The organism is Microbacterium sp. H1-D42 (genome assembly GCF_022637555.1).
Classification (GTDB): domain Bacteria; phylum Actinomycetota; class Actinomycetes; order Actinomycetales; family Microbacteriaceae; genus Microbacterium.
The window spans coordinates 3270526-3285492 of sequence record NZ_CP093342.1; the positions used below are offsets into that span (position 1 = coordinate 3270526).

The 14967-nt window shown below is 69.2% G+C and carries 13 protein-coding genes; 5 read left to right on the forward strand and 8 right to left on the reverse strand.

Annotation, left to right across the window (positions count from 1 at the left end; all coding sequences use genetic code 11):
• Window positions 1–144: 144 nt before the first annotated feature.
• Window positions 145–2445 carry a DEAD/DEAH box helicase gene (locus tag MNR00_RS15435; protein ID WP_241926794.1) on the reverse strand — a complete coding sequence of 767 codons (2301 nt, stop codon included), beginning with the start codon at window positions 2443–2445 and terminating at the stop codon, window positions 145–147.
• A 234-nt stretch (window positions 2446–2679) separates the two neighbouring features.
• Between MNR00_RS15435 and MNR00_RS15440 the strand changes: the two genes are divergently transcribed.
• A complete protein-coding gene (locus tag MNR00_RS15440; protein WP_241926795.1) occupies window positions 2680–3582 on the forward strand; it encodes an aldose 1-epimerase family protein in 903 nt (300 codons plus the stop codon).
• 33 nt (window positions 3583–3615) lie between these two features.
• Here the strand turns inward: MNR00_RS15440 and MNR00_RS15445 are convergent, their stop codons facing one another.
• From MNR00_RS15445 to MNR00_RS15460, 4 genes are all read right to left on the reverse strand, one after another.
• Window positions 3616–6843 carry an efflux RND transporter permease subunit gene (locus MNR00_RS15445; RefSeq protein WP_241926796.1) on the reverse strand — a complete coding sequence of 1076 codons (3228 nt, stop codon included), beginning with the start codon at window positions 6841–6843 and terminating at the stop codon, window positions 3616–3618.
• Between the two features lie 15 nt (window positions 6844–6858).
• Window positions 6859–7422: a TetR family transcriptional regulator gene (locus tag MNR00_RS15450; RefSeq protein WP_241926797.1), complete on the reverse strand. Its 564-nt coding sequence runs from the start codon at window positions 7420–7422 to the stop codon at window positions 6859–6861.
• A gap of 99 nt (window positions 7423–7521) precedes the next feature.
• Window positions 7522–7881 carry a CrcB family protein gene (locus tag MNR00_RS15455; RefSeq protein ID WP_241926798.1) on the reverse strand — a complete coding sequence of 120 codons (360 nt, stop codon included), beginning with the start codon at window positions 7879–7881 and terminating at the stop codon, window positions 7522–7524.
• Entirely contained in the window at window positions 7878–8273 is a 396-nt protein-coding gene (locus MNR00_RS15460) for a CrcB family protein (protein WP_241926799.1), read from the reverse strand. Before MNR00_RS15460 ends, MNR00_RS15455 begins: the two co-directional genes overlap by 4 nt.
• 94 nt (window positions 8274–8367) lie before the next feature.
• Here MNR00_RS15460 and MNR00_RS15465 point away from each other — a divergent pair, with 94 nt between their 5' ends.
• Window positions 8368–9084, forward strand: coding sequence for a Pr6Pr family membrane protein (locus tag MNR00_RS15465; protein WP_241926800.1), 717 nt, complete (start codon window positions 8368–8370; stop codon window positions 9082–9084).
• Here the strand turns inward: MNR00_RS15465 and MNR00_RS15470 are convergent.
• Both MNR00_RS15470 and MNR00_RS15475 read right to left on the reverse strand, forming a co-directional pair.
• The gene (locus MNR00_RS15470; RefSeq protein WP_241926801.1) at window positions 9005–10390 is read right to left on the reverse strand and encodes an FAD-dependent oxidoreductase; all 1386 of its coding nucleotides are present in this window, start codon (window positions 10388–10390) and stop codon (window positions 9005–9007) included. The genes MNR00_RS15465 and MNR00_RS15470 overlap by 80 nt on opposite strands.
• 149 nt (window positions 10391–10539) lie before the next feature.
• Window positions 10540–11310 (reverse strand): MerR family transcriptional regulator, encoded by a 771-nt coding sequence (locus tag MNR00_RS15475; RefSeq protein WP_241926802.1) that lies wholly within the window; start codon window positions 11308–11310, stop codon window positions 10540–10542.
• A gap of 159 nt (window positions 11311–11469) precedes the next feature.
• On the opposite strand from MNR00_RS15475, the gene MNR00_RS15480 reads away from it, so the two are divergent.
• Both MNR00_RS15480 and MNR00_RS15485 read left to right on the forward strand, forming a co-directional pair.
• The gene (locus MNR00_RS15480; RefSeq protein ID WP_241926803.1) at window positions 11470–12309 is read left to right on the forward strand and encodes a DUF4097 family beta strand repeat-containing protein; all 840 of its coding nucleotides are present in this window, start codon (window positions 11470–11472) and stop codon (window positions 12307–12309) included.
• Complete coding sequence (locus MNR00_RS15485; protein ID WP_241926804.1) at window positions 12306–12935, forward strand: PadR family transcriptional regulator; 630 nt, start codon at window positions 12306–12308, stop codon at window positions 12933–12935. The genes MNR00_RS15480 and MNR00_RS15485 overlap by 4 nt, the downstream gene beginning before the upstream one ends.
• A gap of 81 nt (window positions 12936–13016) precedes the next feature.
• On the opposite strand, the gene MNR00_RS15490 is transcribed toward MNR00_RS15485, so the two are convergent.
• The gene (locus MNR00_RS15490) at window positions 13017–14231 is read right to left on the reverse strand and encodes a hypothetical protein (protein WP_241926805.1); all 1215 of its coding nucleotides are present in this window, start codon (window positions 14229–14231) and stop codon (window positions 13017–13019) included.
• 54 nt (window positions 14232–14285) lie between these two features.
• On the opposite strand from MNR00_RS15490, the gene MNR00_RS15495 reads away from it, so the two are divergent.
• Window positions 14286–14954 (forward strand): FCD domain-containing protein, encoded by a 669-nt coding sequence (locus MNR00_RS15495; protein WP_241926806.1) that lies wholly within the window; start codon window positions 14286–14288, stop codon window positions 14952–14954.
• Window positions 14955–14967: the final 13 nt, after the last annotated feature.

A 14967-nucleotide genomic window follows, 5' to 3' on the forward strand; every position in this document is an offset into this window, starting at 1 on the left:
ATCATACGACCGACAACGTACAGGTTCATTTGATCGAAGACAAGGGTCCAGCCACGCCGCAACTCCGGAGAGCAACGACAAAGCCGCCGGATTCGAGCCCGATCGGACTCGAATCCGGCGGCTTCTCCGGAGTTGCGGCAGGGCTCAGGCGGTGAGCTCTGCGGCGGTCAGCACGCGACCGGTGATCTCATCGATCACGTCGTCGCCGGGTGCGGCCTGCTCGAACGGCGCGTCGATCTCGGCGCGGTTCAGCAGATCCTCCATGCGGCGCCGACGCTGACGGGTGATCAGCGTGACCACGCGGCCCGAACGACCGGCACGGCCGGTGCGGCCCGAGCGGTGCAGGTACGTCTTGTACTCGTCGGGAGCGTCGGCCTGCACGACCAGGTCGATGTCGTCGACGTGGATGCCGCGGGCGGCGACATCCGTGGCGACGAGCACCTGCACCTTGCCCGCGGTGAGCTTCTGCAGGTTGCGGGTGCGCTTGGCCTGGTTCAGATCACCGTGCAGCGAGACGGCGGCGATACCGGCGTCCTCGAACTGCTCAGCGAGCATCTCGGCATAGGCGCGAGTGCGCGCGAAGACGAGGGTCTGCCCCTCGCGGTCGACCAGCGACGTGAGCACCTCGGCCTTGTCGCGGTGCTCGATGACGAGCACACGGTGCTCGATCGTGCCGGAGTTCTGATCCTCACCGGCGACCTCGTACACAGCAGGATCCACCAGGAACTCGTCCACGAGCGCTGCGACCTCGCGGTCGAGCGTCGCCGAGAACAGCAGCTTCTGGCTGCCATCGGCCGTCTTGCGCAGGATGCGCTGCACCGGCTCGACGAAGCCGAGCTCGGTCATGTGGTCGGCCTCGTCGAGCACGGCGACCCGCACGTCGGAGAGGTCGAGCTTGCGCTGCTCGATGAGGTCCTCGATGCGACCAGGGGTGCCGATGATGATGTCGACGCCCTTCTTCAGCGCACCGACCTGGCGGGCCTGCGGCACACCGCCGTAGATCTGCGTGGTGAACAGGCCGACGCTGCGCGCGATGGGCTGGATCGTGCGGTCGATCTGCAGAGCCAGCTCGCGGGTCGGGGCAAGGATGATGGCGCGCGGCTTGCGGCCGATCTCGCGACGGGTACCCGCCTGTGACTTCAGGATGCGCTCGACGAGCGGCGCGCCGAAGGCGATGGTCTTGCCAGAGCCGGTGCGGCCGCGGCCGAGCACATCGCGCCCTTCGAGCACAGCGGGGATGGACGCCGCCTGAATCGGGAACGGCGTCTCTGCGCCCATGTTGCGCAGCACCTCGACGATGTTCGAGCCGAGCCCGAGGTCGGCGAAGGTCACATCTGCGACCTCGGTCGCCTGCACGGCCTTGGCCTCGAGACGCTCGTGCACGACGTCGTCCTGCTGCTCGTGCTTCTTGACGGTCTCGGTGCGGTTCCAGTCGCTGCGGCTCGGACGGTCCTCGCGGTTCTGGCGCGCCGGACGGTCGCTGCGGTCCGCACGGTCGTAGCGCGGCTTCTCGTCACGCCCCTGACGCGAGAAGTCGCGGTCGTCGCGACGGGGACGGTCATCGCGGCGCTGGTAGCCGGCGCGGTCGTCACGGTTCTGACGGTCGTCACGGCCAGCGCGGTCGTCACGGGTCGGACGGTCGCCGTACGACGGGCGATCATTGCGCTCGAAGCGCGGACGCTCGCTGCGCTGGCGGTCGTCACGGGCCGGACGGTCGCCGTACGACGGACGGTCGGAGCGCGGACGCTCATCACGACGCTCGTAGCCACCACGACCACCGCGGTCGTCGCGGTTCTGACGGTCATCGCGGTCGTACCGCGGGCGCTCAGAAGTGCGGCCGTAGCCACCGCGGTCATCGCGCGCCGGACGGTCGCTGCGGTCGTAACGCGGGCGGTCGTTGCGGTCGGGCTGCGGACGGGCGTTGCCACCGCGGTCATTGCGGTCGAACCGCGGACGCTCGCTGCGGTCGAAGCCGCCACGCGCACCGGCGCGCTCGTCGCGACGCGGGCGGTCGTCGAAGCGGCGCTCGCCGCGCTCTTCGAAGCGACGCCCACCGAAGCCGCGGTCGTCACGGTCATTGCGGTGGTGCGGGGCCTCGCGGCGCCCGGACTCGGCACGGTTGCGGATGCCGCGCGCCTCGTCACGGCCGGCACGCTCGGAGTCGGTCCAGCGACGCTTCGGAGCGGCTCCGCCTGCCTCGGCAGCGCGGTAACCGCGGTGCTTGGGGCTGACGCTGCCCGGGCGACGGTCAGCGCTGCGGCCGTCGCTCGAGTAGGAGCGGCGCTCACCGGCATCCGACCGCTCATCGCGACCCGTGGGTCGACCTGAGGGGCGACCCCCGTCGCGACCGCCGGCATGACGATCGTGGAACGACGTCTTCTTGGCGAAACGCGGCTCGAAGTTGCGGGACGGGCGTCCGCCCTTGGGCTTGCCATTCTTGGGCATGGGTGTTTCCTGACTGTCTCTGACACGAGAACAGCGCCCGCGGGCGGCGCACAGAGATCAGCGCACGGCGGACATACCCGGGCATTCGTCGGCCGGGGCCATTCATGTGATGGTTTATGAACCATCGGCCCCTGGGCTCACACTTTGAAACGTCCCGCGATACGCGGGTGCCCGAAGCCGACGCCCTATGTTATCGGGCTCACCTGGGAGAGTCCCCAGCCGTACGATGACAGGATGACCTCTCCCACCGGCATCCAGATCCACCTGAGCCGCGGCACCGTCGCCGCACAGATCGCACAGGTCGGCGCCTCGCTGCGGCACCTCGCCGTCGACGGAGTGGACATCGTGCCGCCGTACCCGAACGACCAGCCCACGCCGGCATGCTCCGGTGTGGTGCTCGCGCCGTGGCCGAACCGCATCCGCGATGGCATCTGGCAAGACGGCGGCACCACCCGCGCACTCGCGATCACCGAGCCCAACCTGCGCAACGCCAGCCACGGGCTGCTGCGCTTCACCGCCTACGAGGTGGCCGCCCGGACGGAGGAATCCGTCACGCTGGCCGCGGTGGTCGTGCCGCAGACCGGGTACCCCTACCTCGTCGAGACGAGCGTCACGTACGCGCTGTCGGATGCCGGCATCGACGTCACGCACACGCTGACGAACCGCTCACAGACGCCCGCCCCGGTGGCGCTCGGCACGCACCCGTTCATCACGATCGGCGATGTCGATCCGCATGATCTCGTGCTGCGCATCCCGGCAGAGACCTACTTCGAGACCGATGACCGTCTGCTGCCGATCGGCGAGTCCCCGGTGGCGATCGGAACCGACCTGCGTGAAGGTCGCCGCCTCGGCGACATCGAGCTCGACACCGCCTTCGCGAACCTGCGCCGCGATGCTGATGGGCTGGTCCGCACCACCCTCACCGCCCCCGACGGGCGCGTCGTCACCCTGCACCAGGGCGAGGGGTTCGACTACATCCAGTCGTACACGGCATCGGACTACCCAGGGCAGGCACGCGCGGTGGCAGTCGAGCCGATGACCGGCCCCGCCGAGTCGTTCAACTCCGGCCGCGGCCTGCGCCGTCTCGCGCCCGGCGAGACGTGGACGCTGCACTGGGGCATCCACTTCACACACTGATCCGGTGCTGCGCCTGTCGTTCCGCGCGGAGCGCTAGTGGGATGCCAAGGGCGGGATGCCGCGCGAGCGGAGGTCCCGACGGGTGAGTGCGTGCTCCTCTGTCGCGCCCTCGTCGGCGGCTTCGATCGCGTCAGCATCCGAATCCGGGCCCGAGTCTGGGCCCGCATCGACAGCATCCGACCCGTCCTCGCCACCGGCGCGACGTGCTCGGCGACGCTCGCGCGCGCCCTCGACGAGGTTGTACAGCGTCGGCAGCACGATCAGCGTCAGCACGGTCGATGACACCAGGCCGCCGATCACGACGATCGCGAGCGGCTGCGAGATGAATCCGGTGTGACCGGTGATGCCCAGCGCCATCGGCGTCAGCGCGAAGATCGTCGCGAGAGCCGTCATCAGGATCGGTCGCAGACGCTTCTCGCCACCGGCCATGACCGCGTCATGCGCCGAGAGCCCCTTCTCGCGATACTGGTTCACCAGGTCGACGAGCACGATCGCGTTCGTCACCACGATGCCGATCAGCATCAGCACGCCGATGAGCGAGGCGACGCCGAGCGGCACACCCGTGATGATCTGCAGCAGGATCGCGCCGGTCGCCGCGAACGGCACCGACACCAGCAGCAGCAGCGGCTGACGCAGCGACTTGAACGTCGCCACCATCACGACGTACACGATCAGGATCGCCGCGAGCATCGCCAGGCCGAGCTGCGAGAAAGCGTCGGCCTGCTGGGTGGCGACGCCGCCGATCTCGACGCCGGCGCCGGCCGGCAGCTTGACGGCATCCATCGCCGCCGTGACCGACGCGGTCGCCACAGCGAGATCGTCGGATGCCGGTGGCACGGTCACCGTGGCGGTGCGAGTGCCCTTCTGCGTGGTGATCGAGGTCGGACCCTCGCGCTTCTCGATCGTCGCGATGTCCTGCAGCTGCACAGGTCCGAGCGGAGTCTGGATCATCAGCTCCTGCAGCGCGGCGACCGTGGTCGGCGGCTCAGGATCGGCGAGGTACACCGTCAGCGCGGTGTCGTCGATCTCGACCGAGCCGATCTGCTGCGGACGCATGGCATCCGAGACCATCGACCCGACCGCGACCTCGGACAGCCCGTGCTGCGCGGCCTTGTCGCGGTCGACGACCACGGCGATGTACGGCAGCGATGCGGCGAGGTTGTCGCTGACCTGGCCGATGCCGTCGCGCCCGTCGAGCTCCTTGACCATGGCGTCCGTCGCGGTCTGCAGGTCGGCGCCGTTCGCGGCGGTGACTGTGATCGCGATGTCAGTCGATCCGAAGCCCGTGGCGCCGGCCACCGAGATGTCGCCCACGTCCTCGAGACCGTCGACGGCGTCCTGCACGTCAGCGCGGAGCTGCTCCTGGTCCACGTCGGGATCGGTCTGGATCGAGTAGGTGATGCCCGCTCCACCCGAGAATGCATCGCGCAGAGCCGATCCGCTGGAGCCGATCGACACCTGCACGTGCTCGATGCCGTCGACGCCGCTGAGGGCATCCTCCACCTTCGCGGCGGAGTCGGACTCGGCCTGCAGGCTGGCGGTCGGGCCGAGGTCCTGCGTGACGGTCATGGTGTTCTGTCCCGAGTCGCTGAGGAAGTTCACCTTCATCAGCGGCGCGAGCGCCAGGGTGCCTGCCAGCACGACGACGGCGAGCGCGACAGTGGTCAGCGAGTGCTTGAGCGTCCAGCTCAGGATCGGGCGGTACGCCCGCTGCAACCGCGTCGGCGGTGCTTCCGGCGCCTCGGGGTCGACCCGGTTGCCGTTCTCGTCGAGCAGCGGCTTGCCCGGCCTGAGGAACCAGTACGCCAGCACCGGAACGATGGTCAGCGCGACCAGCAGTGACGCCGCCATCGCGATCGTGACGGTCATCGCGAAGGGCCGGAACAGCTCGCCGACCATGTCGCCGACGAACACGATGGGAAGGAACACCGCGACCGTCGTGATCGTCGACGCGGTGATGGCGGATGCCACTTCGCGCACGGCCAGACGGATCGCATCCCCCTTGTCGGCGCCCTCGACGTAATGTCGCTTGATGTTCTCGATGACGACGATCGAGTCGTCGACGACGCGTCCGATGGCGATGGTGAGAGCACCGAGCGTCAGCACGTTCAGCGAGTAGCCGAACGCCTGCAGTCCGATGAAGGTGATGAGCACCGAGGTCGGGATCGAGATCGCGGTGACCAAGGTCGAGCGGATCGACATCAGGAACACCAGGATCACGATCACGGCGAACAGAAGGCCGAGCAGGCCCTCCTCCGCCATCGTGTCGATGGACTGCTGGATGAACGGCGCCTGGTCGAAGACCACCGTGAAGGTGGCATCAGGGAAGGATTCCCGCATGTCGTCGAGCGCCGACAGCACGCCGGTGGAGACCTCGACGGTGTTGGCGGCCGGCAGCTTCGTCACGGCGATCGAGAGGGCGTCCTTGCCGTCCACGCGCGAGATCGAGGTGATCGGGTCGGCCTCCTGCTTCACCGATGCGACGTCGCCGACCGTGACCGGATCTGCCCCTGGGGTGCCGGCGCCGACCAGCGGCAGCTGCGCGATCTCGTCGGCGGATTCGAGCTTGGCGCCGGTCTGCACGGTGAACGTGTCATCGCCCTCGGTGAGCGATCCGCCTGGGAACAGCACGCCGTTCTGCTGCAGCGCCTGGGTGATCATCTGCGGCGTCGCCTGGTGCTGAGCGAGCTTCGCGTCGTCGGGCGTGACGGTGACGCGCTGACCGGTGCCGCCGACGATCTCGGCGGCGTTGACGCCCTTGACGTCCTCGAGCTTGGGGATGACCACGTTCTCGAGATCGGTCTGCGCGGTCTCGAGGTCGTCGAATCCGGTGACCGCGATCTGGATCACCGGGAAGTCGTCGATCGACACCGACAGCACCTGCGGGCTGACGTCGTCCGGCAGCTGCTGGGCGATGCGGTTGATCGCCTGCTGCATCTTCTGCTCGGCCGTGGCGAGGTTGGTGCCGTAGGTGAACATCGCCTGCACGATCGACGCGTTGGTCGTGCTCGTCGCGGTCGTCGACTCCAGCCCGGGCACACCCTGCACGGCCTGCTCGATCGGCGTCGAGACGTCGTTCTCGACCACCTCGGGCGAAGCGCCGGGGTAACTGGTCATGACCACGAGCGCCGGCAGCTCGAGCGAGGGGATGAGCTCCTGCTTGAGGTTGGTGAGGGCGAGCCCGCCGAAGACGGCGGCCACGATCGTGATGAGCGCGATGAGTGCGCGGTTGCGCAGGCTCAGGACGGAGAGGTTCGACATATGCGGTTCTCTTGATCAGGGGGTGGGCGCGCCGAGAAGAGCGGCGAGGGCGGTTTCGAGGAAGGATTCGGAGAGCGGCTCGTCATTGATGCGGGAGTGCCAGAGCACCCCGTCGATGAAGATCGCTGCGGCAGCTGCGCGCTGCTGACCGTAGTCGGCGACGAGGAAGCCGGCCATCTGCTGCGACCAGCGACGGGCGAGTTCACGCAGCTGCGGGTCGTTCACCGCGGCTGTGACGACGGCGCGATCGGCCTCGATCGCGTGCGCGTCGGCGAGTCCCTGCGCGAGCAGTTCGGCGAGGACGGCCGGTGTCGCGCCGCGCTCGTCGAGAGCTGCGCGGATGCTGTCGACGCGCAGATCGACCTCTGCGACCAGAAAGTGCAGCGCCTCGGCGCGCAGGTCGTCGAGGGTCGCGAAGTACTGTGTGGTGGCGCCGAGAGGCACGCCGGCGCGGGCGGCGATGAGGCGGTGTGTGAGTGCGCCGACGCCGATCTCGACGATCAGCTCAGCGGCGGCCTCGACGATCGCGCGTCGTCGGCTCTCCGGATCGCGCTTGCGGCGCGGCACAGCGTCGGTCATCCCCACTCCCCTTCTGTACATTTGTACATTTCGGGGCTTGGAGGCGGCTGAGAACCGTCAGCGAGCCGGCACCGAACGCGAAGTGTCAGGCCGACAGCGTCACAGGGCCGCACCGAGCACCAGCCCGACCGTCGCCGCGAGAAGGCCGGCGACCAGCATCCCCACCGCATTGACGATGGATGCCGGACGCTCGCCGTCCCGCCACAGCGCGACCGTGTCGACCATCGCCGTCGAGAACGTGGTGTACCCGCCCAGGAAGCCGGCGCCGACGACGAACGCCGCACCGGGCAGCGCCCCGACGACGAGACCCAGCGCAAGGGAGCCGGTGATGTTGATGAGCATCACTCCCCAGGGGAAGCGCGTTCCGGTGAGCCGCGCGACGCCAAGGTCGACGAGGTAGCGCACACCGGCGCCGAGTCCGCCGCACGCGGCGGCGAGGAGGAAGACCAGCGGACTCATGCGGCTGCCCTTGCCCGGCCGCCGCGGCGCCGTCCGAACCACAGGCCGAGGGCCGCCGCAGCGAGCCCGAGCACGATGCTCCCGACGACGTAGCCGGCGGCGATCAGCGGGGCATCCGACCACAGCCCCACGGCATCGACGGTGAACGCGCTGTAGGTCGTGAAGCCGCCGAGGATGCCGGTGCCGACGAAGATGCGCAGGTCTGCTGCGGGCAGGCGCGCGACCAGCATCCCCAGCAGCAGCGAGCCGACCACGTTGGCCACCAGCACGCCGAGTGCGGCGTCGGGGATGAGCATCCCGAGGCCGAGCCGCGCAGCAGTGCCGATCATGCCACCCGCCGCGGCGAGCGCGACCCGGCGCAGCACGGTGCGCGGCGGCGTGGGCGTGGTCACCTGGATCACTCTATCGGGGGCGTTACGTAGACTCGGGAGACCGCTGAGGGCTCTGCTCCATATGAGTCCGCGGTGCCAGGAGGAAGACGCCCGAGTGCTGACGAGAAGGATCTTCGGATGGTCGCGTCTGCTCGCTGCGGTCGTGTGCATCGTCGCGCTCGTGCATCGGATGCTGTGGGGCATGGGCGGTCAGACGATCGCCGGCGACAACTTCTTCGCCTACCTGACCATTCAGTCCAACGCTGCCTTCGCGGCACTCGCGATCGTCGCCGGCATCGTCGCGCTGCGCACTGACGAGGATCCGCGATGGCTGACCACCGCGCGAGCACTGGTACTGAGCTGGACGATCACCGCGGGTCTGGCGTTCGCGTTGATCGTCTGGCAGGCGGGCGTGCGGGGCATCCCGATCACGGTGCCGTGGTCTGATGTGGTGCTGCATTTCGTGCTCCCCGCCTGGTCGATCGTCGCCTGGGTGCTCGGCCCTGGGCGACGTGGGGCGTCGTGGTGGGTGGTGCCGGCGGTGCTGCTGTATCCGATCGCGTGGGGGATCTTCACGATCTGGCGCGGAGCGGTGATCGGCTGGTACCCCTATTACTTCCTCGACTCGCGGCAGGTGTCAGGGCTGCCGGAGATGATCGTCAGCTGCGCTGTCGCGCTGTCGATCTTCGCGCTCGTCGCGGCAGCACTGGTGCTGCTCAGCCGCGCCCACCCGACAGCGGGGGTCGCGCGGGTCAGCCCTGGTCCGGCTCGAGCGGCGGTGCGAAGAACGTCAGTGACGCCAGTGCGGCGACCTTCGCATCCCGTGAGCTGAGTGCGGCGAACTGCGCAGCGGCGCCGCCGCCGACCAGACCGACGAGCACAGGCTCGCCGGTGACGGGCTGCAGGTTGAGCCATGTGCGGATGAGACCGTCACCTCCGACGACGTGCCAGATGGTCTCGCCTGCCTCCCAGAACGGCTCGTCGAAGCGCATCCACACGGTCTCGAGGTACCCGGGGGCGAGGTCGGCGATGGCGCCGCGATGCTCGAACGGCAGGGCAGGTGCGAACTCGATGCCCTGCTGCTGCAGCACGCCGAGCGGGGCGGTGACGATGACGCGGTCGAATGACAGCGACTCGCCCGTACCCATCCGCAGGCTGACGCCGCGCTCGTCGTACGCGACGCGCACGACGGGTGAGGCCAGCGTCACGTCGATCTCGGTGAGGAGCTCCTCGATGAAGGCGCTCAGGTCGCCGGTCAGCCCATTGAGGGCATCCGGCGCGAAGGCCGGCGGATACCAGCTGGATGCCAGGGTCGGGTCGGCCCCGCTGGTCGCGGCCAGCCAGGCCAGTGCTGCGGCGAGGGTAGGATCCGCCGGGTCGGCGCCGTTCTGCTCGAGCGCGTCGGTGATGGGCAGGTCTGCCGGCAGGCCACTGGCGCGCTCGACCGCTTGGATGATGGGCGTGCCGTCGACGGTGTCGGTCGCCCCTTCGGCCGACCAGCCGACGGCCGAGTCGAGACGGATCCGCTTGTCGCTGATCGTGATGAGCCGGTCATCGAGCGCCGCGACATCCTCTTCGCTGATCAGCCAGGCGCCCAGCTGCACGGGGACGGGCCAGTCGTCGTCCACGGTGCTGAGGAGGCGGCCGCCGGTGCGCTCTCGGGCTTCGAAGAGGGTCACGGAGAGGCCTGCGTCACCGATGGTGCGTGCGGCGGCGACACCGGCGGCGCCGGCGCCGATCACGGCGATGCGCTCGGAATCGGATGCTGCCGCGAGCACGCCCATGCCCGCTCGGCGGCCCGAGTCGATGGAGCCGAGCACCGTGCCCGGGTGGACCGAGTCCGTCGCCTCTCCTGCGAAGAAGACCCGCTCCATGACCGGCGTCCCGAGGGTCTCGCGACGTTTGGGGTCGGAGCCTGCGGGAACGTAGCTGACCGCACCGAAGGAGTAGGGGTCGGTCGACCAGGTCGACCGCGCCCAGCCTGCCGGGGCGGGCACATTGGCGGGCGCTGTGGGCTTCGGCGCCGGCGTGGCCGTCTTGGTCGGCTTCGGCTCCGGCTCCGGCGTGCATGCCGCGAGAAGAACCGCGACGGCGCCGGTGCCGGCACCGACGAGCAGAGTGCGGCGAGTGATGCTCATCGTGTTGCCAGACTACCCGCGGGGCTCGGGGAGTCGGCCGCACGCGCAGCGGAGGAGATCTCGCGTTCGGGAGGATCGGATGCTGAGATCCCTCCTCCCGATCATGAGATCTCCTCCGGATCGGGTGGGCCCTTGTTGCCAGGCTCGACCTACAGGTTCCCCTCCGCGTACACCCGCAGCGCATCGCGGACGAATTCCGCTCCGACGGTGCCGCCGGCCGAAGTCGCGTAGTTGGCGGCGAAGCGCTCGTCTGCGGCGTACATCTCGGCGAGGCCGAGCACGTAGCCCTTGAGGTCGCCGCCTGGGGTGGATGCCGGGGTGCCAGGCACACCGGTGAGCCACTCCACGTGGCGGCGGGCGAGTGCCTGCGCCTCATCGGATGCCGGATCGATGCCGCTCTCGGCGGCGGATGCCCAGTCGCCGCTGAGGGCGGCGACCCGCTGCTGCCATGCGCTGCGCTCATCGGCGCTCATGCCGCGCCACCAGCGGTCGCTGTCGGCGTAGGCCTTCTTGCCCCAGCGGTTCTCGACCTCTTCCTTGTACTGGGTGTGGTCGAACCCGTCGAACATGTTCTCTGCCATGATGGCTTCTCCTTCTCGAAGTGCGGTGATGGTGGATTCGACAGAGGCGATCTGGCGTAGCATCCGATCCTGCTCCTGGCGAAGCCAGGCGAGGTGGGTCTCGAGGGCGGACGCCTCGGATGACCCGCGATCGAGCACCTCGGCGATCTGCGGCAGGCCAAGGCCGAGCTCGCGCAGCAGCAGGATGCGCTGCAGGCGCACGAGCGCCGCCTGGTCGTAGTGCCGGTAGCCGTTGCCCGCGATGCGCGCAGGGGCCAGCAGCCCGATGTCGTCGTAGTGACGCAGCGTCCTGCTGGTGGTGCCGGCAAGTCGTGCGATCTCCTGGATCGACCAGTCCATGGCATCCGCCCCTCTCTGTCGATACCCCACGCTAAAACTTGACGTTACGTCAAGGTCAAGCGCCTCTCAGAGAACTCCCACCCAAACTCGAGATATATCGTGTTACCGTTCTTTCAACGCGATATATCTCGATATCGCCCCCAACAAGGAGAGAACGACATGACCGAGAAGTGGCTCATCGCCCCCGGCGAAGAACGCGTCATCGACATCGCCTCCGCATCCAAGCTCAAGGTCGGGCTCGTGGGCGGACAGGTCGATGTCATCGCACACGACGAACCCGGCATCCGCATCGAGGTGCACGGCGTCACCACGAAGGAACTGCGCATCGAATCCGATGGCGGCCAGATCGAGATCGATCACCCCCAGATCGGCTGGGACAACTTCCTCGATGTCTTCCGCAACTTCGGCGCCGGCGGCCCGAAGGCCGAGGTCAGCATCGCGGTCCCCCGCGGCATCGCCCTCACGCTCGGCGTCGTCAGCGCCGGTGCGCTCGTCTCCGGCATCCGCAACGACGCCAAGCTGAACACCGTCTCGGGCGACATCATCGCCGACAGCATCACCGGCGACCTCACCGTCAACTCCGTCTCCGGCGACGTGCAGGTGCGCGGCCTGGTGGGCTCCATCAACGCGAACAGCGTCTCGGGCGACGTGGCCGTCACGGGCACGATGCGCAAGGCGACCGTCGACACGGTCTCGGGCGACGTGCTCGTCGACGCCATCGGCGACATGAACACGATCAACCTCAACACCGTCTCGGGTGGCATGAAGATCCGCCTCGACGAGACCCTGCCCGCCAACTACGCGCTGCGCAGCCTGAGTGGCAAGCTCATGGTCGACGGCGTCCAGCGCTCCAGCGGGGGCCTCGGCAGCTACAACGGCCAGATGGGCGAACTCGCCGGCAGCTTCGTCGACGTGCGCGCCAACTCGGTCTCGGGTGGCGTCGCAGTGCTGCGCCGGCCGCAGGTCTCGGTCGCCGACGACGCGGAGTGGGAATCATGAGCCCCGCCGTCTTCTCGCACGGCGACCTGCGCCTGTACCTGCTCGCACTGCTGGCCGAGGCACCGCAGCACGGCTATGGCATCATCCAGGCGCTCACCGACCGCACCGGCGGAACCTACACGCCCAGCGCCGGCACGATCTATCCACGACTGGCGAAGCTCGAGGAAGAGGGCCTGGTCACCAAGACCGTCGATGGCCGCACCACGATCTACGCCATCACCGATGCCGGTCGCGCCGAGCTCGCATCCCGCGAGGAGGACCTCGTCGGCATCGAGGAGGGACTCTCCGACTCGGTGCGCCTGATCGCCAGCGAGGTGCGCCAGAGCGTGCAGGAGGCCATGCGCAGCCTTCGGGCCGACCTCGCCACCGCCGCACAGGACGAGAAGCGCTCGGCGAAGGAGCGCACACGGGCCGAGGGGATGAGCGACGAGCGCGTCACCAGCCGCGAGCACCTTCAGCGGGCTGATGCTGCGATCAACTCATTCCGGGCACAGGTGCGCACCGACCTGCGCACGCACGTGGCCCGCGGCGGCGTTCTGTCGGAATCCGTCGTCAAGGATCTCGAGCGCGCAATGGACGACGCCGCCCACGAGGTCACCCGCGCCCTGGCCGCCCGGTCGGAGTAACCCCGCTCCCGCCGGGCACCCACCCACACCTCGTTCCCGTATGAGTTCGTGTCGCTTGATCGCAATTCAGGCGACACGAACTCATACGGGAACAGTTGTGGTTGAAGGCGGCGTCGGGAAGGCATCTGAGCGGCGGCGCCCCGGAGCAGCCAGCGCAAGTCCGATGGCCGCCTGCAGCGCGGCGCCGACGACGAGCACGGCGAGCACCGCGCCCCAGTCACCGCCAAGGCCGTGCCAGGCACCGGCGCCCAGCGGCCCGAGCGTCGCGATCGCATAGCCGACGCCCTGGGCGACACCAGAGACCCTGGCCGTGTCGGCGGCGCTGCTGCCGGCCCGGGCGATGAGCGCGAGCGCCAAGGGGAATGCCGCGGAGCCGATGCCGAGCAGGCCCGCCCAGACCTCGGGGGCGAGGGTCGGCGCCAGCCAGAAACCCAGCATCCCCGCGATGCTCGTGATGCCGACGACGACCACCCCGACGCGCACGCCGACCACGCTGTGCGACACGCTCACCGCGGCGATGGCGGCCGGGATGCTGAGCAGCATGACGATCGCGAGCAGCATCCCCGCGCGGGTCGGGTCGATGCCGGCGTCGATGGCGATGGTCGGCAGCCATCCCATGAGCACATAGCTCGACAGCGCCTGCAGCGCGAAGAAGCCGGTCAGCGCCCAGGTGCCGGCGGGCAGTGGGCGGCCGGAGTCGGATGCCCGTGACGCCATCGCTCCGTTCACGTCGGCGCTGCGCGCGACGAGCATCCACACCACCAGCGCGAGCATGGCGGGCAGCGCCCACATGCCGAGACCCAGCGACGACGAGCCGAGCAGAAGCGCGCTCGGCACTGCCGCGGCGGCGCCGAGAGCCGCAGCGAGCGACATCAGTGTCGTGTAGGCCGTCGTCACGGCACGGATCCGCGTGCCTGCTGCCGCGCGCACCAGCGCGGGCATGAGCACGTTGACGACCGCGATGCCGGCGGTGGCGAATGCGGTGCCGGCGACGATGGCGATCGGATGCGGGATGCTGCGCAGCAGCAGCCCGGCGATGAGGATGACCATCGCCCAGGACACCGCGGACCCCGCGCCCAGCCGTCGACTCAGCCATGGCGTGAACACTCCCGCGATGGCGAACATCGCCGTCGGCAGCGCCGGCACCAGCACCGCCGCTTGCGGGGTGAGCGCTCCGTCGCCGATGAGCAGCGTGAGCAGCGCCGCGGCGCTGGTCACAGCGAGCCGCAGATTGACTGCGAGCAGCAGAAGGGCCACGAGCATGCGCACGAACGAGCGGCGCGAGGGGAAATTCATCTAACCATCCAGAGGTCTAACGTCTAGCCATTGTAACTGCTCTAGACTGGGCGAGTGCCTCTGCAGCCCGTGCCCCGCGCCTCCCTCAGTGACCACGTCGTCGAGAAGCTGCGCGATGAGATCGCCGAGGGCAACTGGCCCGTCGGCGAGCGCATCCCACCCGAAACCGAGCTGATGGCCCAGCTGGGCGTCGCCCGCGGCACCCTGCGCGAGGCGCTGCGGGCATTGCAGTACAGCGGCATGCTCGAGATCCGTCGCGGCGATGGCACCTTCGTGCGGGCGCGCAGCGAAGTGCCAGGAGCCCTCGCACGCTCAGGCGCCGCCCTCGAACACGTGCTCGAGGCGCGCGCAGCACTGGAGCCGCCATTGGCCCGCCTGGCTGCGGCGCGCGCGACCGAGGCGGACATCACCCGGATCGAAGAACTGCTCGCGCTCCGCTCAGGCGCCGAGGGTGATGAATGGCTCGATGCGGATGTCGCTGTGCACGAGGCGATCGCGGCTGCGGCCGGCAATCCGATCCTCTTCGAGGTCTACAGCGCGCTGCTCCCCCAGCTGCGTGAATACGTGCGCCTCGGGGCCGAACGCGACGGGTTCCGCCGTGACGACCCTCGCGGCCACGAAGACCTCTTGGACGCCATCCGGCGCCGTGACGGAGCTGCCGCCGCGGAGAGCGCCCGCGCCAACCTCGAGGCGATGTCGGCGCTGTACAACGACGGCGACTGAGCCGCCTGGCGAC

Bases quoted from the DNA above. Each gene is read 5' to 3' on its own strand.
- MNR00_RS15435 (WP_241926794.1), bottom strand. From the start codon at position 2,445: ATGCCCAAGAATGGCAAGCCCAAGGGCGGACGCCCGTCCCGCAACTTC.
- MNR00_RS15440 (WP_241926795.1), top strand. From the start codon at position 2,680: ATGACCTCTCCCACCGGCATCCAGATCCACCTGAGCCGCGGCACCGTC.
- MNR00_RS15445 (WP_241926796.1), bottom strand. From the start codon at position 6,843: ATGTCGAACCTCTCCGTCCTGAGCCTGCGCAACCGCGCACTCATCGCG.
- MNR00_RS15450 (WP_241926797.1), bottom strand. From the start codon at position 7,422: ATGACCGACGCTGTGCCGCGCCGCAAGCGCGATCCGGAGAGCCGACGA.
- MNR00_RS15455 (WP_241926798.1), bottom strand. From the start codon at position 7,881: ATGAGTCCGCTGGTCTTCCTCCTCGCCGCCGCGTGCGGCGGACTCGGC.
- MNR00_RS15470 (WP_241926801.1), bottom strand. From the start codon at position 10,390: ATGAGCATCACTCGCCGCACTCTGCTCGTCGGTGCCGGCACCGGCGCC.
- MNR00_RS15475 (WP_241926802.1), bottom strand. From the start codon at position 11,310: ATGGACTGGTCGATCCAGGAGATCGCACGACTTGCCGGCACCACCAGC.
- MNR00_RS15480 (WP_241926803.1), top strand. From the start codon at position 11,470: ATGACCGAGAAGTGGCTCATCGCCCCCGGCGAAGAACGCGTCATCGAC.
- MNR00_RS15485 (WP_241926804.1), top strand. From the start codon at position 12,306: ATGAGCCCCGCCGTCTTCTCGCACGGCGACCTGCGCCTGTACCTGCTC.
- MNR00_RS15490 (WP_241926805.1), bottom strand. From the start codon at position 14,231: ATGAATTTCCCCTCGCGCCGCTCGTTCGTGCGCATGCTCGTGGCCCTT.